At 70.3% G+C, this 17,886-nt stretch carries 20 protein-coding genes; 12 read left to right on the forward strand and 8 right to left on the reverse strand.

Annotated features, from left to right (window positions below; all coding sequences use genetic code 11):
* Positions 1–2: 2 nt before the first annotated feature.
* From ASF43_RS01955 to ASF43_RS01975, 5 genes are all read right to left on the reverse strand, one after another.
* Positions 3–740: an anti-sigma factor domain-containing protein gene (locus ASF43_RS01955; protein ID WP_056175903.1), complete on the reverse strand. Its 738-nt coding sequence runs from the start codon at positions 738–740 to the stop codon at positions 3–5.
* On the reverse strand, positions 737–1,291 hold the full coding sequence (locus tag ASF43_RS01960) for a sigma-70 family RNA polymerase sigma factor (protein ID WP_056175906.1): 555 nt from the start codon (positions 1,289–1,291) through the stop codon (positions 737–739). Before ASF43_RS01960 ends, ASF43_RS01955 begins: the two co-directional genes overlap by 4 nt.
* A 49-nt stretch (positions 1,292–1,340) precedes the next feature.
* The gene (locus ASF43_RS01965) at positions 1,341–2,990 is read right to left on the reverse strand and encodes a DUF4394 domain-containing protein (protein ID WP_056175909.1); all 1,650 of its coding nucleotides are present in this window, start codon (positions 2,988–2,990) and stop codon (positions 1,341–1,343) included.
* Positions 2,991–3,202: 212 nt separating this feature from the next.
* The gene (locus tag ASF43_RS01970; RefSeq protein ID WP_056178004.1) at positions 3,203–4,165 is read right to left on the reverse strand and encodes a DMT family transporter; all 963 of its coding nucleotides are present in this window, start codon (positions 4,163–4,165) and stop codon (positions 3,203–3,205) included.
* Positions 4,166–4,297: 132 nt separating this feature from the next.
* Complete coding sequence (locus tag ASF43_RS01975; protein ID WP_056175912.1) at positions 4,298–5,044, reverse strand: N-acetyltransferase; 747 nt, start codon at positions 5,042–5,044, stop codon at positions 4,298–4,300.
* 142 nt (positions 5,045–5,186) lie between these two features.
* On the opposite strand from ASF43_RS01975, the gene ASF43_RS01980 reads away from it, so the two are divergent.
* The 9 genes from ASF43_RS01980 (at position 5,187) to ASF43_RS02015 (ending at position 11,635) form a co-directional block, all read left to right on the forward strand.
* Positions 5,187–6,128 (forward strand): TauD/TfdA family dioxygenase, encoded by a 942-nt coding sequence (locus ASF43_RS01980; protein ID WP_056175916.1) that lies wholly within the window; start codon positions 5,187–5,189, stop codon positions 6,126–6,128.
* On the forward strand, positions 6,125–7,372 hold the full coding sequence (soxC, locus tag ASF43_RS01985) for a sulfite dehydrogenase (protein WP_056175919.1): 1,248 nt from the start codon (positions 6,125–6,127) through the stop codon (positions 7,370–7,372). Before ASF43_RS01980 ends, soxC begins: the two co-directional genes overlap by 4 nt.
* Positions 7,359–7,907 carry a c-type cytochrome gene (locus ASF43_RS01990; RefSeq protein ID WP_056175922.1) on the forward strand — a complete coding sequence of 183 codons (549 nt, stop codon included), beginning with the start codon at positions 7,359–7,361 and terminating at the stop codon, positions 7,905–7,907. The genes soxC and ASF43_RS01990 overlap by 14 nt, the downstream gene beginning before the upstream one ends.
* 15 nt (positions 7,908–7,922) lie before the next feature.
* Entirely contained in the window at positions 7,923–9,272 is a 1,350-nt protein-coding gene (locus ASF43_RS01995; protein ID WP_056175925.1) for an LLM class flavin-dependent oxidoreductase, read from the forward strand.
* Between the two features lie 28 nt (positions 9,273–9,300).
* The gene (locus ASF43_RS02000) at positions 9,301–9,657 is read left to right on the forward strand and encodes a thioredoxin domain-containing protein (RefSeq protein ID WP_162241750.1); all 357 of its coding nucleotides are present in this window, start codon (positions 9,301–9,303) and stop codon (positions 9,655–9,657) included.
* A 392-nt stretch (positions 9,658–10,049) separates the two neighbouring features.
* A complete protein-coding gene (locus ASF43_RS02005) occupies positions 10,050–10,520 on the forward strand; it encodes a helix-turn-helix domain-containing protein (RefSeq protein WP_056175931.1) in 471 nt (156 codons plus the stop codon).
* Between the two features lie 9 nt (positions 10,521–10,529).
* A complete protein-coding gene (locus ASF43_RS02010) occupies positions 10,530–11,111 on the forward strand; it encodes an RES family NAD+ phosphorylase (RefSeq protein ID WP_082497541.1) in 582 nt (193 codons plus the stop codon).
* Between the two features lie 110 nt (positions 11,112–11,221).
* A complete protein-coding gene (locus ASF43_RS30320; RefSeq protein WP_156373092.1) occupies positions 11,222–11,398 on the forward strand; it encodes a hypothetical protein in 177 nt (58 codons plus the stop codon).
* Positions 11,399–11,635 carry an N-acetyltransferase gene (locus ASF43_RS02015; RefSeq protein ID WP_255358092.1) on the forward strand — a complete coding sequence of 79 codons (237 nt, stop codon included), beginning with the start codon at positions 11,399–11,401 and terminating at the stop codon, positions 11,633–11,635.
* Positions 11,636–11,666: 31 nt separating this feature from the next.
* Here ASF43_RS02015 and ASF43_RS02020 read toward each other — a convergent pair whose 3' ends face one another.
* The 3 genes from ASF43_RS02020 to ASF43_RS02030 all read right to left on the reverse strand — a co-directional run bounded on the left by ASF43_RS02020 (position 11,667) and on the right by ASF43_RS02030 (position 15,537).
* A complete protein-coding gene (locus ASF43_RS02020; protein ID WP_056175939.1) occupies positions 11,667–11,969 on the reverse strand; it encodes an FAD-dependent oxidoreductase in 303 nt (100 codons plus the stop codon).
* A 23-nt stretch (positions 11,970–11,992) separates the two neighbouring features.
* Positions 11,993–13,078, reverse strand: coding sequence for a 4-hydroxyphenylpyruvate dioxygenase (hppD, locus tag ASF43_RS02025; protein WP_056175942.1), 1,086 nt, complete (start codon positions 13,076–13,078; stop codon positions 11,993–11,995).
* Positions 13,079–13,257: 179 nt separating this feature from the next.
* Entirely contained in the window at positions 13,258–15,537 is a 2,280-nt protein-coding gene (locus ASF43_RS02030) for a cation-translocating P-type ATPase (RefSeq protein ID WP_082497542.1), read from the reverse strand.
* A 167-nt stretch (positions 15,538–15,704) separates the two neighbouring features.
* Between ASF43_RS02030 and ASF43_RS02035 the strand changes: the two genes are divergently transcribed.
* The 3 genes from ASF43_RS02035 (at position 15,705) to ASF43_RS02045 (ending at position 17,871) form a co-directional block, all read left to right on the forward strand.
* A complete protein-coding gene (locus ASF43_RS02035; protein ID WP_082497543.1) occupies positions 15,705–16,085 on the forward strand; it encodes a hypothetical protein in 381 nt (126 codons plus the stop codon).
* 119 nt (positions 16,086–16,204) lie between these two features.
* A complete protein-coding gene (locus ASF43_RS02040; protein ID WP_056175948.1) occupies positions 16,205–16,504 on the forward strand; it encodes a hypothetical protein in 300 nt (99 codons plus the stop codon).
* Complete coding sequence (locus ASF43_RS02045) at positions 16,501–17,871, forward strand: TolC family protein (RefSeq protein WP_056175952.1); 1,371 nt, start codon at positions 16,501–16,503, stop codon at positions 17,869–17,871. Before ASF43_RS02040 ends, ASF43_RS02045 begins: the two co-directional genes overlap by 4 nt.
* The last annotated feature ends 15 nt before the right edge of the window (positions 17,872–17,886 follow it).

Here is a 17,886-nt window from a genome sequence, read left to right on the forward strand (position 1 = left end):
GGCTACAGGCGGACCGAGCGCCCCACGAACAGGATCGGCCCGGTCGGCAGCCCGGTCGGCGAGCCACCCTGGGGCTCCAGCGTCAGCTCGAACAGTTGCTCGGCGCCGAGGCCCGGCGAGCGTTCCACGGGCAGCTCCAGCCGCGTGCCGGGCTGCACCAGGCCCAGCGAAGTGGGCCGGTCCGCGCCCTGGGGCTTGGTCCAGAACTGCAGCGACTTGCCGGCCGGCACGGCGGCGCCGGCCTCGATCGGCACGAGGCGGATGCGCTCGCCCGACGTGGCCTCGACCACCCAGCCGGTGCGCTGTGTCTCCGGTGCCTGCAGCAGCGTGATGTAGCGCACCTGCGTCTCGGGCGGGCGCAGCACCAGCACGGCCGCCAGTGCCACCGTGGCCGCCATCGACAGCAGGGCCGTGGCGCGCCAGCGGCGCTGGCTGCGCCACAGCGCGTCGTTGGCCGCGGGCGTGGCCGATTGCGCGGCGGGCATGGGCGAAGGCGGGGCCGAGGGCGCCGGCCGCGCGATGCGCTCGGCGATGCGGGGCCACAGGCTGGCGTCCGGCTCGGCGGCCGGCCCGCGCGTGGCCAGCGGCAGCAGCCGGTCCTGCCAGGCATAGACCTCGGCGCGCAGCGCCGCGTCGGAGGGCAGCAGCGCCTCCAGCTCGGCACGGGCGGCCGCGTCCAACGTGCCAAGCACGTATTCGGCGGCGGCGACGCTGCGTTCTTCGGGGTCCTGCAGATTCATGACAGACAGGCTTTGAGCGAGAGCAATCCACGCCGGATCCACGACTTGACCGAGCCCAGCGGCGCGGCCAGGCGGGTGGCGATCTGCTCGTGCGTCAGGCCCTCGACGAAGGCGCTGACGATGCAGTCTCGCTTCGGCGTATCGAGTGCGTCAAGACAGCGCGTGAGGGCGGCGGCGTCGGCATGGCCTGACAGTGCGGACGCATCGAACGCCGTCTCGTCGGGCTGAGCGCTCAGCGCATCGCGCAGGTCGCCGGCCGGGCTTTCGCGCGCCGCGCGGCGCGCCTCGTCCAGCGCCTTGTGCCGCACCACGGTGTAGACCCAGCCGCGCGCCGAGCCCAGTGCGCGCTGGTAAGTGCCGGCGCGCTGCCAGATGGCCACGAAGGCGTCCTGCAGCACGTCGTGCGCCGTGTGGCGGTCGCGCACGATGCGCATCGCCACGCCCAGCAGCCAGCGCGACTCGCGCTCGTACAGCGCGCGCAGGGCCTCGGCATCGCCACGGGCACAGGCTTCCACGGTGGATTCGTAGTCGAAGTCGGTGGCTTGGGGCATAGGGCGGGCGCCATTCTAGGAATGGCACCCGCTCCACACGCATATCCCTTTAGAAGCGGACGGCCAAGTCGATCAGGTTGGTCGGCCCGCCGGCGCCGCCGATCAGGGACTGCGCCGCATTGCCGCTGGTGTTGCGGTACAGCGTGGCCGCGCCCGTGGGCAGCGCCACCGCGTACAGCGAGAACGGCCCGGCCGCGCCGCTGCGCAGGGCCGCCAGCGCCACGCCGTTGCCGCCGCCCGCGATGTCGAAGCCGGCGGCGCTGCCGATGTCCAGCCCCAGCGCGCCCACGTTGACCTGCGTGCCGTCGTTCGGCGGCACCTGCTGCGTCAGCACGTCGCTGGCCTCGTCCAGGTTGAACAGCGTGGTGGCCGTGGCACCGGCGAAGCTGTTGGTGTAGGCCGAGCCGATCACCGAGGCCGGCACGCCCGCGCGGTTGACCACGCCATCGGTGATGGTGCGGCCCGCCGGCACCGTGGTGCCGCCTGTGGTGATCGCCTCGACGACGATGCGCAGGTTCTGGCCGTCGTTGCCGATGGCGCGCAGGCGGTCGGCCACGGGGTTGAAGTCCACGGTGTAGCGCGCGGCGGTGAGGCCGGCGTAGGGCGCGGTGGCGTCGGCAGGGTCGGCCGCCAGCGTGGCGCGCAGCGTGGCCGCGCCCGTGGCCGGGTCGATGGTGTAGAGCTTGCCGCCGGTGGCCAGCGCATAGAGCAGGCCGTCCTTGGGGCGGAAGTCCACGCCCAGTACCGTGTCGCCGGCCTGCAGGCCCGTGATGGCCGTGTTGGCGGTGAGGGTGTTCGGCGCGGCCGGGTCGAAGCTGACCAGGCGGTTGTCGGCGGTGAGCGCCAGCGTCTGCAGCTTGGCCGGCATGTTGAGCGCCAGGCCCTTCACGGCCTCGCCGCCGGGGATTTCGGCCACGCGCGTGGCGGCATTGCCGGTGGCAGCCAGGTCGATGGTGTACAGGCCCGTGCTGCCGCCCACGCGCAGCGCGGCGTAGCCGATGTTGTTGCGTGCGTCGATGTCGAAGCCGTTGGCCGCATCGGCCACCACGCCCAGCGGCACGCCGGCGTTTACCACGCCGTCGTTCGGCGGGTCCTGCAGCACCAGGCGGCCGGCGGCCACGTCCAGCCCGTAGAGCTGCGTGGCCACCGTGCCGGCGAAGGAGTTGGTGTAGGCCGCGGCGGTCACGCTGGTGCTGGTGGGCGTGATGGTGCCGTCGGTGGTGGTCTCGCCGGTGTCCACGTTGATGCGCAGGTTCTGGCCGGTGTTGCTGACCACGCGCAGGCGGTCGGCCGCGGGGTTGAAATCCACCGCGAACTGCGTGCCGGCCAGGCCGGCGTAGGGCGCGCTGTCGCCGGCCAGGGCAACGAGCGTCGACTTGCGCGTGGCCTTGCCGGTGGCCGCATCCAGCGTGTAGAGCGTGCCGGTGCTGGCCAGCGCGTACAGCGCGCCATCGGCCGGCCGCATGTCGATGCCCAGCAGCGTCTCGCCACTGGCCAGGCCCGTCACCGCGATGGCGCCGACCTGCGTGGCCGGTGCGGCGCGGTTGAAGGACAGCAGCCGGTCCGAGCTGGTCAGCACGATGGTGTCGCCGACCTGCACGGTGCCGGGTTCGTCATCGTCGCCACTGCCGCCGCAGGCGACAAGGCCGGCCGTGACGAGGACCAGCAGGGAAGAGTGGACTGCGGTGCGAGAAAACATCGGGTGCCCCTTGTAGGGATGGGTGGCGCAGGCCGGAATGGCCTGGGCTCATGGGCACTACCGATGGGGGGTGGGTTTGGATGCAGTAGGGCGCCTGCCAGTTGTTACGAAGTGCAAGGCTCCCGTGGGTGGGGGCTTGCGCGACCGGCCTTGCCCTCAAACGCGCATCGCGCCGTCCGTCCTGCCATCTGCCGCAGGTGCGCGCCGTGCAGCTAGGGCTTGCCGCCCCCGGCCCCCGCCTGCGGCTCCCGCGTCACCAGCCAGATCCCCAGGCAGACCAGGCCCAGCGCGACCGCGTTGCGCCATTCCAGGATGCTCTCGTCCAGGAACGCGGCAGACAGCAGCGCGCCGAACACCGGCACCATGAAGTTGAAGGCCGTGACCAGGCTCACGCGGTTGTGCTTGAGCAGCAGGCTCCAGATCGAGATGGCCAGCGAGGACAGCAGCACCATGTAGGCCAGCAGGGCGGTGGAGGCCACGGTCAGCGTGCGCAGAGCGCCGCCCAGCGCATAGCCGGCCGCCAGCAGCGCCGCGCCCCCGATGGCGAGCTGCCAGGCCGTCATGACGATGGGGTCGATGCCTTGCGAGACGCGCTTGCCGTAGATGCTGGCGGCGGCCAGCACGGCGGCGGCGATGACCACGAAGCCTTCGCCCAGCAGCGTGAAGTCCAGCGCCAGCAGGCCGCCCAGGCCCGAGCCCAGGTTCACCACCATCACGCCGACGAAGCCGATCGCGCAGCCCAGCGCCTTGCCATAGCTCAGGCGATCGTTGCGGTACAGGAAGTGCGCCAGCAGCACGCTGAAGAAGGTGCCCGTGGCGTTCATGATCGAGCTCTTCACACCCGTGGTGTAGGCCAGGCCGATGTAGAAAAACACGTATTGCAGAGTGGTCTGCGTGAGGCCCAGCAAGGCGAATTGGCCCATCTGCCGGCCCGACCAGCCGCCCACGCGCTTGCCGCTGAGGGCGGCCCAGGCCAGCAGCACCACGCCCGCCAGCGCGAAGCGCCAACCGGCGAACACCAGCTTGGCCGGGATGTCGGTCGGCATGATGCCCAGCAGCGCGTAGCCGCCCTTGATGGCGGGGTAGGAGCTGCCCCAGAGCAGGCAGCAGAAGGTGGCCAGCAGGAAGACGGTCTTGCGGTCGGTGAGCGGCGAGGCGGGTGATGAGCTTGGCACGGCGAGCAATCGGCAGAACCCAGGGCGGCGCCCTGAAATGGTGCGTGATTGTAGGTTGTACGATGACTCGGCGCTCCTCACCGGGTTGGCGTGCACTGACTCGCCGGATGATGGCGCACGTTGTCTGATGACTCAGGCCGCCTTGGCGCGGTAGTGGTAGCCATAGCAGCGTGTGAACCCCAGCGCCGCGTACAGCGCACAGGCCGGCGCGTTCTGCGCGCTGACCTGCAGGTAGGCCCAGCCTGCGCCCGCGTGCTGCCCCCAGTGCAGCAGGCCCTGCACCAGCGCGCGCCCGTGCCCCTGGCCGCGGTGCTGTGGTGCCACCACGAGGTCGTACAGCCCGACCGCGCCGCGCTCCAGCACGGCGAGGCCGTACGCGACCGGCTGCCCGCCGATGAGCACCGTGGCGAAGCCGGCTGGCAGCGCGATCAAGTGCACCATGGCGTGGTGCATGGCCCATTGCTGGCGCGGCACGCCATTGGCGGCGGCCAGGCCGTCCAGCCAGGCGTCCGACCGCTCGCTCGCCACATGCACATGGGCCTGAGCCTGCAGGCCCGGCAACGGCGCGTGCAGCACCAGGCTCGGGTCCAGCACGGCGTAGCCGGCCTCGGCCAGCTCGCGGTCTGCCGCGGGCGGCGCCAGCGGCGAGATGCGGAACACGGCCGGCTGCCCGTGGCGCGCATAGAAAGCCTCGGCGGCGGCACGCTGGCCGTCGAAGCTTGCCCCGGGCAGCACGGCGTTGGCCGAGTTCGCGCGCTTGGTGAACCCGTCCGACAGCCGGAACAGCCAGCCGCCGTGCAGCACCGCCTGGCGCGCCGGCCAGGCGTTGAAGGCGCGTTCTTCGAGGGCGTGGACCAGGGCGGTGTCGGGCGATTCCATGGGGCGGCGGCAGAGGGTGGGACGCGGCATTGTGCGGCCCGCGCGCGCACCAACGGTTTGCGCATAAGCACCTGCGATCTTGGTCGTTCACGCGCCGCGCGCCGCTCTCCAGAATCCGCCGCTTCATCACCCAGGAGAACCCATGACCCAGGTAGCTACCCACGACGCGACGACCGCGCTCGACCTCGTGCCGCTGGCCGGCCGCATCGGCGCCGAGGTGCGCGGCGTGGCGCTGTCCGCCGCGCTGGAAGAGGGCACGCTGGCCGCGCTGCATGCAGCGCTGCTGCGCCACAAGGTGCTGTTCCTGCGCGGCCAGCAGCAGCTCGACGATGCCGGCCAGGAGGCCTTCGCGCGCCGACTGGGCGAGCCCGTGGCGCACCCCACCGTGCCCTCGCGCGCGGGCACCGCCACGGTGCTGGAGCTCGACTCGCAGCACGGCGGCCGCGCCAACTCCTGGCACACGGACGTGACCTTCGCGCATGCGCCGCCCAAGATCTCGGTGCTGCGCGGCGTGGTGATCCCGCCCGTGGGCGGCGACACCGTGTGGGCCAACACCGTCACCGCCTACGACGACCTGCCGCAGCCGCTGCGCACGCTGGCCGACAGCCTGCGCGCCGTGCACAGCAACCAGTACGACTACGCACAGCAGCGCGCGCCCCACGAGGTGTCGCAGGAGGCCGTCAAGCGTTACCGCGAGGTGTTCACCTCCACGCTGTACGAGACCGAGCACCCCGTGGTGCGCGTGCACCCCGAGACCGGCGAGCGCAGCCTGGTGCTGGGCCATTTCGCACAGCGCCTGCAGGGCTTCAATTCGCAGGACTCGGCGCACTTGCTGGCCGCGCTGCAGGCCCACGTGATCCGGCTGGAGAACACCGTGCGCTGGCGCTGGCGGGCCGGCGACGTGGTGATCTGGGACAACCGCGCCACGCAGCACTACGCCATCAACGACTATGGCGACCAGCACCGCGTGGTGCGCCGCGTGACGCTGGCCGGCGACGTGCCGGTGGGCGTGGACGGGCGGCCCTCGCTCGCGCTGACGCCGGCGCCCAGGGCCAGCGCACCGGCCGCGGCGGTGGCCGCGTGAGCGGGCCCGGCACGACCGCATCGCGCCGCCGTTTCCTGGGCCGCTCCGCCGCGCTGGGCGCCGCGGGCCTGGCCTTGGGTGCACGCGCAGCCGAAGAAGCGCCGCTCGACATCCCGCCCTGGACGCGCACACCCGGCGAGCCCGTGCTGTGGCGCGGCTACGGCCTGCCCGATGTGCACGAGGCCCACGTGGTGCGCCGCACGCGCGGCACGGCCGTGCTGCCCGGCGCGTCATCGTCGCTCACGCCGCTGCAGAACCTGCACGGCATCATCACCCCGACCGGCCTGGTGTTCGAGCGCCACCACGCCGGCATCCCGCAGATCGACCCGGCGCTGCACCGGCTCGTGGTGCACGGCCTGGTGCAGCGCCCGCTGATCCTGAGCATGGACGACCTGGTGCGCTTTCCCTCGGTGTCGCGCATCCACTTCCTCGAATGCTCGGGCAACACCGGCGTGGAGTGGCGCGGGCCGGCCAGCAAGTCCATCCAGCAGAGCCACGGCCTGCTGTCGTGCTGCGAATGGACCGGCGTGCGCCTGTCCACCATCCTGCAGGAAGTGGGCGTCGATCCCGCGGCCGCCTGGGTGCTGGCCGAGGGCGCTGACGGCGCCGCCATGTCGCGCAGCATCCCGATTGCCAAGGCCTGGGAAGACGCGCTCCTGGTCTACGCGCAGAACGGCGAGATGCTGCGGCCCGAGCACGGCTACCCGCTGCGCCTGTTCCTGCCCGGCTGGGAGGGCAACGCCAGCATCAAATGGCTGCGGCGCCTGAAGCTCGGCGCGCAGCCCTTCATGACGCGCGAGGAGACGTCCAAGTACACCGACTCGCTGCCCGATGGCCGTGCGCGCCAGTTCACGTTCACGATGGAGGCCAAGTCCGTCATCACCTACCCGGCCGTGGACCACCGCCTGCGCGGCAAGGGCTACTACGAGATCAGCGGCCTGGCCTGGACCGGGCAGGGCCGCGTGAAGCGTGTCGACGTGTCGACCGATGGCGGCGCAACCTGGCGCGAGGCGCGCATCGAAGGGCCGGTGCTCGACCGCGCGCTCACGCGCTTCAAGGCCGACTGGCAGTGGGACGGCGGCCCCGCCGTGCTGCAAAGCCGCGTGACGGACGAGACCGGCTATGTGCAGCCCACGGGCCGGCAACTCATTGCACAGCGCGGGCTGAACTCGCTCTACCACTACAACGCGATCCAGAGCTGGCGCGTGGCAACCGACGGAGGCATCAGCAATGCGCAAGTCTGAAGCGCTGGCGCTCGCATTGCTGCTGGCCTGCAGCGCCACGCAGGCCCAGGTGTACGGCCTGGGCCGGCCTGCGACCCCTGCCGCCATCGCGGCCTGGGACATCGATGTTGCGCCCGATGGCGCCGGCCTGCCCAATGGCCGCGGCTCAGTCACCGCCGGCCAGGCGGTCTACGCCGCCCAGTGCGCGGCCTGCCATGGCGCCCAGGGCGAGGGCAAGCCGGCCGACGCGCTGGTCGGTGGCCAGGGCACGCTGGCCACGCCCAAACCCATCAAGACCATCGGCAGCTTCTGGCCGCACGCGACCACGGTGTTCGACTTCATCCGCCGCGCCATGCCCTACCAGGCGCCGCAGAGCCTTTCCGCCGACGAGGTCTACGCCGTCACGGCCTACCTGCTGCACCTGAACGGCATCGTGCCGGCCGATGCGGTGCTGGACGCCACGACCTTGCCGCAGGTGCGCATGCCGAATCGCGATGGCTTCATCGCCGACGCGCGGCCGGACACCGCCAGCACGCCCTGCGTGCAATGCAGATGAACCCCAGGAGATGACATGACCCAACGCAAGCTGCGCCTCGGCGCCTTCATCATGGCCACCGGCCACCACATCGCCGCCTGGCGCCACCCGGGCTCGCAGGCCGATGCCGGCACCAACATCGACCACTACATCGAGGTCGCGCAGATCGCCGAGCGCGGCCTGTTCGACCAGGTCTTCGTGGCCGACAGCCCCGGCGTGCAATTCAAGGGCGACGACGAGGCCTTCAGCCGCCAGGGCCGCGTGTCCTACTTCGAGCCCGTCACGCTGTGGGCCGCGCTGTCCGCCGTGACCAAGCACATCGGCTTCGTCGCAACCGCCTCCACCACCTACGAAGACCCGTTCCTGCTGGCCCGCAAGTTCGCCTCGCTCGACCACCTCAGCAAGGGCCGCGCGGCCTGGAACGTGGTGACCACCAGCGCCGACAACGTGCACGGCAACTTCGGCCTGGACAGGCACCCCGACCCGGCCCTGCGCTACGAGCGCGCGCACGAGTTCGTCGACGTGGTCAAGGGCCTGTGGGACAGCTTCGAGGACGACGCCTTCGTACGCAATGCCGAGACGGGCGTGTACTTCGACCCGGCCAGGCTGCATGTGCTCAACCACGTGGGCAAACACTTCCAGGTGAAGGGCCCGCTGAACCTGGGCCGCCCGCCGCAGGGCCACCCCGTCATCGTGCAGGCCGGCTCGTCGGAAGACGGCAAGGAACTGGCCGCCGCCACGGCCGAGGCCATCTTCACGGCCTGGACCAGCCTGGCCGAGGCCCAGGCCTTCTACCGCGACGTGAAGGGCCGCATGGCCCGCTACGGCCGCCGGCCCGAACAGCTGCTGGTGCTGCCCGGCATCTCACCCGTGATCGGCCGCACCGAGGAAGAGGCGCAGGCCAAATGGGCGCAGCTGCAGTCGCTGATCCACCCCTCGGTGGGCCTCAACACACTGCAGCCCTTCTGGCCCGGCGAGGACCTCAAAAAGTGGAACCTCGACGCGCCGCCGCCCTACATTCCCGAGCCGCCCAAGGGCACGCACAGCCGCACGCATGTCGTGCTGGAGCTGGCACGGCGCGAGCGCTACACGGTGCGCCAGCTGTACGAATACCTGGCCGGCGCGCGCGGCCACTGGGTGGTGGTGGGCACGCCCGCGACGATCGCCGACCGCATGCAGGAATGGTTCGAGAACGGCGCGGCCGATGGCTTCAACGTCATGCCGCCGGTGCTGCCCGAGTCGCTGGAGACCTTCGTCGACCTGGTGGTGCCCGAACTGCAGCGGCGCGGGCTGTTCCGTACCGCGTACGAAGGGACGACCCTGCGCGAAAACCTGGGCCTGGCGCGCCCCGAGAACCAGTTCGCCAAAGCCCGCAAGGCCGCCTGATCCGCAGGGCTGCGGCATGATGGCGGCCATGCCCGATGCCCCCACATCCGCCCCCGGCCGCCCTGCGCGGCAGGTCTATTGCCTGTGCGCCGAATGGTGCGGCGTCTGCCGCGAATGGCGCGCCGCCTTCGAGGCCCAGGCCGCCGCCCACCCGGGCGACGCGTTCGCGTGGATCGATGTCGATGCGCATGAAGAAGTGCTGGACGCGGTGGAGATCGAGACCTTCCCGGTCGTGCTGATCGCGGAGCAGGGCAGAGTGCTGTTCTTCGGGGCGATCGAGCCGTCGGGGGGAATGCTGGGGCGGATGCTGGAGCGGGTGGAGGGTGGTGTGGCGTCGGCGCGCGATGACGCGGAACGCTTGCTGAATGTTCTGTCTTCAGGCTAATGTGGCTGAACTTTTCAAACTTAACGAGGTTTTCGGAATTTTCCGATAGCAGTAGACTCTTGACCTTGGCAGGGTTTCTCGACCTGCTGACGAAAGCTCTGCATGATTCTTCTGAAATCCATTGACTCACCTTGCTCAGGTATTGGTGCGCTGTTGGCTCACTACGAAGTCATTCATCGATCAAGCGCCGTGGTTCCTTTTGAACCTTCTTCGACACCCACTTCCATAAGTGCTACTTGGCCCCTTCCTAGTGCTAGTAAGCCGATGAGCAGCTTGTGCCAACGCGCGCATGGTCGTACTCAGTTCTGGCAAGTGGAACGACATGGGTTCTTTTCCGCAACTAAGCTGAATTTGCGCAACGCGCCCTGAGCGCACTTCATCGAAGACAACGCATGACCACCCTTCTCACTACTTCACCTGTTGTCACTGGAAGTGCGCCCACTCACAGCAAAGCGTCCAGCGATCCCTACACCAGCATTGCGGAGTCTGCGAACGTGTTGCGGTCAGGTGCTCAGTACCGCCGTGACCGAATGGATGCCGCCGACATGATCAATACCGACGAAGCCGCCAAGTTGGCCGGTACAAGCCGCGTGACGATCAACGCCTGGATCAAGGCTGGCCGCTGCATCGCGGTGTCTAACCTGCGCCGCGGGTTCAAGCTGCCGCGCTGGCAGTTCGAGCCTTCCGTCTGGCCCTTACTGCAGCCCCTTGCAAAAAGCATTGGCAGCAGCGACGGCTGGCAATTGCTGGCCTTTCTTGAGGCGCCTTCGATGGCGTTGGACGGCCAGACTCCGCGCGCTGCGCTGGAGCAGGGCGTTTCTGGAGAGCGCATTCTTGCGCTGGCGACGGCTGAGGCACATTGACCTCACTTCATGAATCTCGAAGCACTGAATCCACCTATCGTTGAATTCCCTGCGCATCAAATTTGGCACCGCGTGCAGCGCATCAAGGCGCGTAGCGACAGCATCCGGACTCGCGGCTTTGTTCTCGCACCGCCGGGCAGCTTGGCCGGCCGATTCGATCTGCGCGACGAGGCCACGGCCTACCTGGGCGACAGCGAGCTCACGGCCTTGTACGAGTCGCTGTTTCGAAGAGAGGCGCGCAACTGCCATCTGGGCCGATTGCGCGAGCGCGCACTAACTAGCTTTCGCAGCACCGCGCGCCTACGGCTCGTGGACCTATGTGGACTGGAAGAGCAGTTTCCGGTACTACAGTCGCTGCGTTATGAATCGACACAGGCATTTGCCGCGGACTGCCGGCGGGCGGACCTGCATGGCATTGCTTATGCGTCAGCACAGCATCCTCATCACGGCTGCGTTTGCCTGTTCGAGGCCGGCATTGCGCGCATGAAGCGCATGACGCAAACGCCGCTGGTTCATGCCGGAGCCATGCGTTTGCACCGCAGCGTCGTGCAGGCGGCGCACGGGTCGCAGGTGCCCATCGTGCAGTCGTAAGAGCCAGTCCCCATGCTGATCGAGCCCGCCACTCCCAAGACAGCCGCGCCATCGCCGAGGTGCAGGTCCTGTCCTGACAGCACGCCTACAAAGGCATCCTGCCGCGCGCGATGCTGGCCACCATGGACATCGACCAGCGCGAAGCCCAATGGCGCAGCGCGCTGGCCCTGGGGCGGCCGCAGGTGCTGGTGGCGCGGGCCGACGGTGCGGTACAGGGCTTCATCGCGTTCGGGCCTTCGCGCGACGCCGATGTGGCGCCCGGCAGCGCCGAGATCTGGGCCTTCTAACTGGCTCCGGCCGCCTGGTCGCGCGGCTGGGGCCGCATGCTGTGGCTGGCGGCGCGCGAGCAGATGCGCACGCACGGCCATGCCAGCGTGAGCCTGTGGGTGCTGGCCGCGAACGCGCGGGCGATCATGTTCTATGCGGCGGCTGGTTTTGCACGCGAGGCCAAGTCGGCGCGGCTCATCAAGGTCGGCGGCGAGCAGGTGCGGGAGTTGCGCTGCAGTTGCAGCCTCGAAAGCTGAGCGCAGAGCTGCAGCGCCGCCGCGTGGCGCCTCAACCCACGGCCACCCGCCGCCTGAACGGCTCCAGCACCTCCGACCGGCCACCCCCGCGCAGCCGCTGCGCGATCGCCTCGCCGAGGCCCGCCGAATGCTTGAACCCATGCCCCGAGCACGCCGAGGCGATCCACACATTCGACGCGCCATCCATCTGGTCGACCACGAAATCGCGGTCCGGCGTCACGGTGTACATGCAGGCGCGTGCCTTCAACGCTTGGCCACGGATCTGCGGGAAGCGGGCCTGCACGCGGCTAGCGTGCAGGCCGGCGATCTCGTCCGCGCCCACCTCGCGCCACAAGGCGTCGGGCGCGGCTTCGTGCCTTACGCCGGCTCGGTCGCCAGCACGCCGCGGCGGATCTGGTCGCGCTCGATGGACTGGAACAGTGCCTTGAAGTTGCCTTCGCCGAAGCCGTCGTCGCCCTTGCGCTGGATGAACTCGAAGAACACCGGGCCGCCGAATGCCGTCTCCGAGAAGATCTGCAGCAAGAGGCGTGGGCTGCCGCCCGTGGTGGTGCCGTCCAGCAGGATGCCGCGCGCCTGCAGCTCGGGCACGGGCTGGCCGTGGCCCGGGATGCGCGTCTCCAGCATCTCGTAGTAGATGTCGTTGGGCGCGCTCATCAGCGGCACGCCGGCCAGGCCGAGCTGGTCGATCGTGTGCAGGATGTCGTCGGTGAGCAGGGCGATGTGCTGGATGCCCTCGCCGTTGAACTTCATGAGGAACTCTTCGATCTGGCCCGAGCCCTTGGACGATTCCTCGTTCAGCGGGATGCGGATCTTGCCGTCGGGTGCGGTCAGCGCCTTGCTGGTCAGGCCCGTGTACTCGCCCTGGATGTCGAAGTAACGGATCTCGCGGAAGTTGAACAGCCGCTCATAGAAGTCGGCCCAGAACGCCATGCGGCCGCGGTAGACGTTGTGCGTCAGGTGGTCGATGAGCTTCAGGCCATAGCCCACGGGCCGGCGGTCCACACCTTCGATGAATTCGAAGTCGATGTCGTAGATGGACTTGCCGTCCTCGAAGCGGTCGATCAGGTAGATCGGCACGCCGCCGATGCCCTTGATGGCAGGCAGGCGCAACTCCATCGGGCCGGTCGGGATCTCGATCGGCTGCGCGCCCAGCGACAGCGCGCGGTCATAGGCCTTGTGCGAATCCTTCACGCGGAACGCCAGGCCGCAGGCCGACGGGCCATGCTCGGCCGCGAAGTAGCCGGCAGCGCTCTTGGGCTCGCGGTTCACGATGAAGTTGATGTCGCCCTGGCGGTACAGCAGCACGTCCTTGGAGCGGTGCTTGGCCACGAGCGCGAAGCCGAGCTTTTCCAGATAGGGCTCGATCACGCCGGGCGTCGGCGAGGCGAACTCGACGAACTCGAATCCTTGCAGGCCCATGGGGTTGTCGAACAGCTCGGTCATGGAGGGTCTCCGTGTGGGTGGTGAACAGCTTCCCATGGTAGGGATTCAGGGTGCAGTATTCCTGCAATGTTTTGCACCCGCACTGGCTCTTGCGCGTGATTCCTGCGCTGCTGCGCGTACGTGTGCCGCTTTATCTTTGGAATATGGGTCTTCGCGATGGATTCACGCGCAGCACGGCCTCACCCTTGCATCCGCACCCGCAGCAGACGCAAGCCGTTCCCCACGACCAGCAGGCTCGCTCCCATGTCGGCGAACACGGCCATCCACATCGTGGCGTCGCCGAACAGCGCCAGCACCAGGAACACCGCCTTGATGCCCAGGGCCAGCGTGATGTTCTGCCACAGCACGCGGTGCGTGGCGCGCGACAGGCGCACGGTCTCGGCGATGCGGCGCAGGTCGTCGTTCATGACCACCACGTCGGCCGCCTCCATGGCCGTGTCGGTGCCGGCCGCGCCCATGGCGATGCCGATGTCGGCCTGGGCCAGCGCGGGCGCGTCGTTAATGCCGTCGCCGGTCATGGCCGTGGGGCCGTGCTGCTGTTGCAGCGCCTTGATCGCGTCCAGCTTGTCCTGCGGCAGCAGGTTGCCGCGCGCCTCGGCGATGCCGGCCTGCTGCGCAATGGCCGAGGCCGTGGCCTGGTTGTCGCCGGTCAGCATGACGGGCGTGATGCCCAGGGCCTGCAGCGCGGCGATGGCCTCGCGCGACGAGGGCTTGATGGTGTCGGCCACGGCGAACAGCGCGAGCACGCCCGCATCCGATGCCAGCAGCGTCACGGTGCGGCCGGCCTGCTCGTGCTCCTGCAACCGGGCCTGCAGCGCGGGCGTGCACTGGCCGCGCTCCTCGACGAGGCGGCGGTTGCCCAGCCAGTAGGCCGCGCCGTCGACCTGGCCCTGCGTGCCGCGGCCGGCCAGGGCCTGGAAGCCGGTGACGTGCAACGCCGTGGCATCCAAACCCTGCGCGATGGCACGCGACACGGGGTGGTCGGACTGGCCGGCCAGCGCCGCGCCCAGGCGCTCCACGCGCGCCCGGTCGGCGCCGGTGTCCACCAGCGCCCAATGCACGAGCCTGGGCTTGCCCTCGGTGATGGTGCCGGTCTTGTCCAGCGCGATGGCCTTGAGCTTGCGCGCATCTTCCAGGTAGACGCCGCCCTTGATCAGGATGCCGCGCCGCGCCGCAGCCGCCAGCCCGCTGACCACGCTGACCGGCGTGGAGATGACGAGCGCGCAGGGGCAGGCGATGACCAGCAGCACCAGGGCCTTGTACAGCGACTGCAGCCAGGTCCAGTCGAACAGCCAGGGGCCCAGCACCGCCACGGCCAGCGCGAACACGAACACGCCGGGGGTGTAGACGGCGGCGAAGCGGTCCACGAAGCCCTGCGTGGGCGCGCGCGTGGCCTGCGCCTCCTCGACGGCATGGATGATGCGCGCGAGCGTGGAGTTCGACGCCGCGGCCGTCACGCGCACCTGCAGCGTGCCGCTGGCGTTGATGGTGCCGGCGAACACCGGGTCGCCCGGGGCCTTGTCGAGCGGAATGCTCTCGCCGGTGACAGGCGACTGGTCGATGCTGGAGTTGCCTTCCTCGACCGTGCCGTCCATGGGCACGCGCTCGCCGGGGCGCACGCGCACGATGGCCTGCAGCGGCACGTCGGCCACCGGCAGGTCGCGCCATGTGCCGTCGGCCTGGCGCACGGCCGCCACGTCGGGCGCCATGGCCAGCAGGCCCTGGATCGCGTTGCGCGCGCGGTCCACGGCCTTGGCCTCGATGGCCTCGGCGATGGCGTACAGCGCCATCACCATGGCCGCCTCGGGCCACTGGCCGATGACGAAGGCGCCGGACACGGCCACGGTCATCAGCGCGTTGATGTTGAGCCGGCCGTGGCGCAGCGAGACCAGGCCCTTCTTGTAGACGCCCCAGCCCGCGGCCCAGATGGCGATGGCAGCCAGCAGCAGGCCGGCGCCGCGCCACAGCGGCAGGTCGGGCGCGAAGAAGTGCAGCAGCTCGGCGCCGATGGCCAGGCCGAGTGCGAGGCCCAGTCGCCTCAAGCCGGCATCGCCGTGGTCGTGTTCGTGGTCGTGCGCATGGCCGCGGGGCTCGGCCGGGCCCGCATGCGCGGCGTCGGCCACGGGCTGCGGGTCGAAGCCGCTCTTGCGGATCGCCTGCAGCGCTTGCTCGATGGCCGCGGCCGGTGCATCGAACGCCAGCGTGCGCTGGCCCAGGTTGAAGCGCAGCGCCTGGATGCCCGCGATGCCCTGCACGGCGCGGCGGATCTCGGCCTCCTCGACCGCGCAGTCCATGGCCGAGATGCGAAAGCGCGCCAGGCCGGCGTCGGCGCCTGCTGCGGGCAGGGGCGAGGGCGACTTCGGCGCGCAGCACGCGTCATGGGCATGGCCGTGCTGGTGGTCGTGGCCATGGTCATGGGTGGCGTGGCCGGCGTCCGGCGCGGGGTGGGTGGCGTTCATGCAGCTCTCTCGGCAGTCGATGCAGGCATTGGGAACCTTGATGTGGCTGCAGAGTCAAGCATCGGCTTGCAGGCACCATGGGCATCTGCGCTTCTTGACCTTGCCACTGTGTAAGACTCCAGACTCGCTGCGCTGGCCCTGCGGTCCGCCGGCATCCAACGGAACCCATGTCTTCATTGCGCACCTTTCTGCTCTGGGCCTTGATGCTGGCCGTGCCCTTCCAGGGTTACGCGGCGGCGTCGATGCTGGGCTGCGCTCCGGGTTCGTCGCCGGTGGCGGCGTCCATGGATGCGCTGGCGGACGACCACGCGGCGCACGGTCACCATGCCGCGCAGGCGCCAGCCGATGCGGCCGTGCACGACCACGGCGCCGTTCACGCGGACACGGGGCACACCTGCGGCACCTGTGGCATCTGCCACGCCGTCGCGCTCGTCGGCCCGCCGGCGTGGGGCGCGGCCCAGCCCCTGCCGCCCGCCGACCTGGGCGAGCCGGCGCGCCCCGTGGCCACGCACGTGCTGCGCGTGCTGGACCGACCACCTCGCGCCTGACGCGTTCGCGCACGCGTGGCGTTGGCCGCGCGCTGTCTGCGAACGCCCCATGCACTGCCTGCGTCGCCGCCTTCCGAGGCGCGGCCGACGCGTCCCGTCCATGATCTTGCGAGGATTCCATGCGCCCCATATCGCCGGCCCATTGGCTGGCCGCCCTTGCGTCCCTGGTGGCCCTGGCCGCCGTGGCCCAGCCTGCGCCGCCCGCGCCACCTGCGGCCCCACCGGCCGTGCCGGCCTACCGATCCGCCTTCGAGGGCTACCGCCCCATGGCCGACGACAAGCCGATCCCCTGGCGGCAGGCCAACGAGACCGTGCGCCAGCGCGGCGGCTGGAAAGCCTACGCGCAGGAGGCCGAGGCCCCAGCCGCCGAGGGCCCGCACAAGGGCCACGCGATGCCGCCTGCCAAGGCGCGGCCATGAGCGTCGTGACGCGATGGGCGCTGGCCCCGCTGGTGCTGCTGCTGGCCGGTTGCGCCTCCGTCGGCATCGACGAGGCCGTGCGCGAGGCCAACACGCAGGCACGCGATTTCACGGGCGGCGCGCTGGAGCTCGGCCGCACAGCCGAGCAACGCGAACGCCGCCAGGCCTTGTCGCAGACTTTGCTGGATGAGCCGTTGTCGCAGGCCGATGCCGTGCAACTGGCGCTGGCCAACAGCCCCGCCGTGCAGGCACTGCTGGCCGAAAGCTGGGCCGACATGGCCACTGCCAACCAGTCCGGCCGCTTGCCGAACCCGGTGTTCAGCTTCGAGCGCATGCGCCTGGGCAGCGAGCTCGAGTTCGGCCGGCTGCTCTCGTTCGGCCTCGTCGACCTGATCCTGCTGCCGCAGCGCCTGCAGGTCGCGGCCAGCCAGCAGGCCCAGGCCAGGCTGCAACTCGCCAGCGCCGTGGTCGACCAGGTCACGCAGGTGCGCCAAGCCTGGGTGCGCGCCGTCGCCGCGCAGCAGGCGCTGCACTATGCGCGGCAGGTGCAGCGCTCGGCCGCGGCCAGCGCCGAACTCGCGCGTCGCATGCAGGCCGTGGGCAACTTCAGCCGCCTGCAGCGCGCGCGGCAGCAGGTCTTCTATGCCGACGCGAGCACGCAGTTGGCCGTCGCCCAGCACGGCGCCATGGCCACGCGCGAAGCCCTGGTGCGCATGCTGGGCCTGGACGACGCCCAGGCCGCGCGCCTGCGTCTGCCCGCGCGCCTGGCCGACCTGCCGCCGGCCCCGCGCGAGGCCGCCGACATCGGCACCGCCGCAGCCGCGCAGCGCCTGGACATCCAGCTCGCACGGGCCAGGCTGGAGGCGGCCGGCCGATCGCAAGGCCTCACGCGCTGGGCCAGCTTCGTGGACGTGGAAGCCGGCGTGCGGCGCGACACGGTGTTCGACAACGCCGACGGCGGCAAGGGCACGCGCCGCGGCTTCGAGCTGGACATCCGGCTGCCGCTGTTCGACTGGGGCGCGGCGCAGCGCGAAGCCATGGACGCCGGCACGCTGGCCGCGGCCCACCGCTACGACGCCACGGTGCGCGGCGCGGCCTCGCAACTGCGCGAGGACTATTCCGCCTATCGCACGGCCTACGACATCGCGCGCCACCACCGCGACGAGGTCGTGCCGCTGCACCAGGTGATCGCCAACGAGAACCTGCTGCGCTACAACGGCATGCTGATCGGCGTGTTCGAGCTGCTCGCCGAAGCGCGCGAGCAGGTTGCCAGCGTCACGCGCGCCATCGACGCACAGCAGCAGTTCTGGCTGGCCGACGCGGCGCTGGCCGCCTCGCTGATCGGCCGGCCCGCTGCCGCGCCCTGAACCATCCACGAAACG

Origin of the sequence: Pseudorhodoferax sp. Leaf267 (assembly GCF_001422405.1) — a bacterium.
Lineage (GTDB): Bacteria > Pseudomonadota > Gammaproteobacteria > Burkholderiales > Burkholderiaceae_C > Pseudorhodoferax.

What these genes read in the sequence shown, in the direction of transcription:
- ASF43_RS02010 (WP_082497541.1), top strand. Translation starts at nt 10,530, where the DNA reads ATGAATCTCGAAGCACTGAATCCACCTATCGTTGAATTCCCTGCGCAT.
- ASF43_RS01965 (WP_056175909.1), bottom strand. Translation starts at nt 2,990, where the DNA reads ATGTTTTCTCGCACCGCAGTCCACTCTTCCCTGCTGGTCCTCGTCACG.
- ASF43_RS02045 (WP_056175952.1), top strand. Translation starts at nt 16,501, where the DNA reads ATGAGCGTCGTGACGCGATGGGCGCTGGCCCCGCTGGTGCTGCTGCTG.
- ASF43_RS02030 (WP_082497542.1), bottom strand. Translation starts at nt 15,537, where the DNA reads ATGAACGCCACCCACCCCGCGCCGGACGCCGGCCACGCCACCCATGAC.
- ASF43_RS01975 (WP_056175912.1), bottom strand. Translation starts at nt 5,044, where the DNA reads ATGGAATCGCCCGACACCGCCCTGGTCCACGCCCTCGAAGAACGCGCC.
- ASF43_RS01990 (WP_056175922.1), top strand. Translation starts at nt 7,359, where the DNA reads ATGCGCAAGTCTGAAGCGCTGGCGCTCGCATTGCTGCTGGCCTGCAGC.
- ASF43_RS30320 (WP_156373092.1), top strand. Translation starts at nt 11,222, where the DNA reads ATGCTGGCCACCATGGACATCGACCAGCGCGAAGCCCAATGGCGCAGC.
- ASF43_RS01995 (WP_056175925.1), top strand. Translation starts at nt 7,923, where the DNA reads ATGACCCAACGCAAGCTGCGCCTCGGCGCCTTCATCATGGCCACCGGC.
- ASF43_RS01980 (WP_056175916.1), top strand. Translation starts at nt 5,187, where the DNA reads ATGACCCAGGTAGCTACCCACGACGCGACGACCGCGCTCGACCTCGTG.
- ASF43_RS01960 (WP_056175906.1), bottom strand. Translation starts at nt 1,291, where the DNA reads ATGCCCCAAGCCACCGACTTCGACTACGAATCCACCGTGGAAGCCTGT.
- hppD (WP_056175942.1), bottom strand. Translation starts at nt 13,078, where the DNA reads ATGACCGAGCTGTTCGACAACCCCATGGGCCTGCAAGGATTCGAGTTC.
- ASF43_RS02005 (WP_056175931.1), top strand. Translation starts at nt 10,050, where the DNA reads ATGACCACCCTTCTCACTACTTCACCTGTTGTCACTGGAAGTGCGCCC.
- ASF43_RS02000 (WP_162241750.1), top strand. Translation starts at nt 9,301, where the DNA reads ATGCCCGATGCCCCCACATCCGCCCCCGGCCGCCCTGCGCGGCAGGTC.
- ASF43_RS01955 (WP_056175903.1), bottom strand. Translation starts at nt 740, where the DNA reads ATGAATCTGCAGGACCCCGAAGAACGCAGCGTCGCCGCCGCCGAATAC.
- ASF43_RS02035 (WP_082497543.1), top strand. Translation starts at nt 15,705, where the DNA reads ATGTCTTCATTGCGCACCTTTCTGCTCTGGGCCTTGATGCTGGCCGTG.
- ASF43_RS02040 (WP_056175948.1), top strand. Translation starts at nt 16,205, where the DNA reads ATGCGCCCCATATCGCCGGCCCATTGGCTGGCCGCCCTTGCGTCCCTG.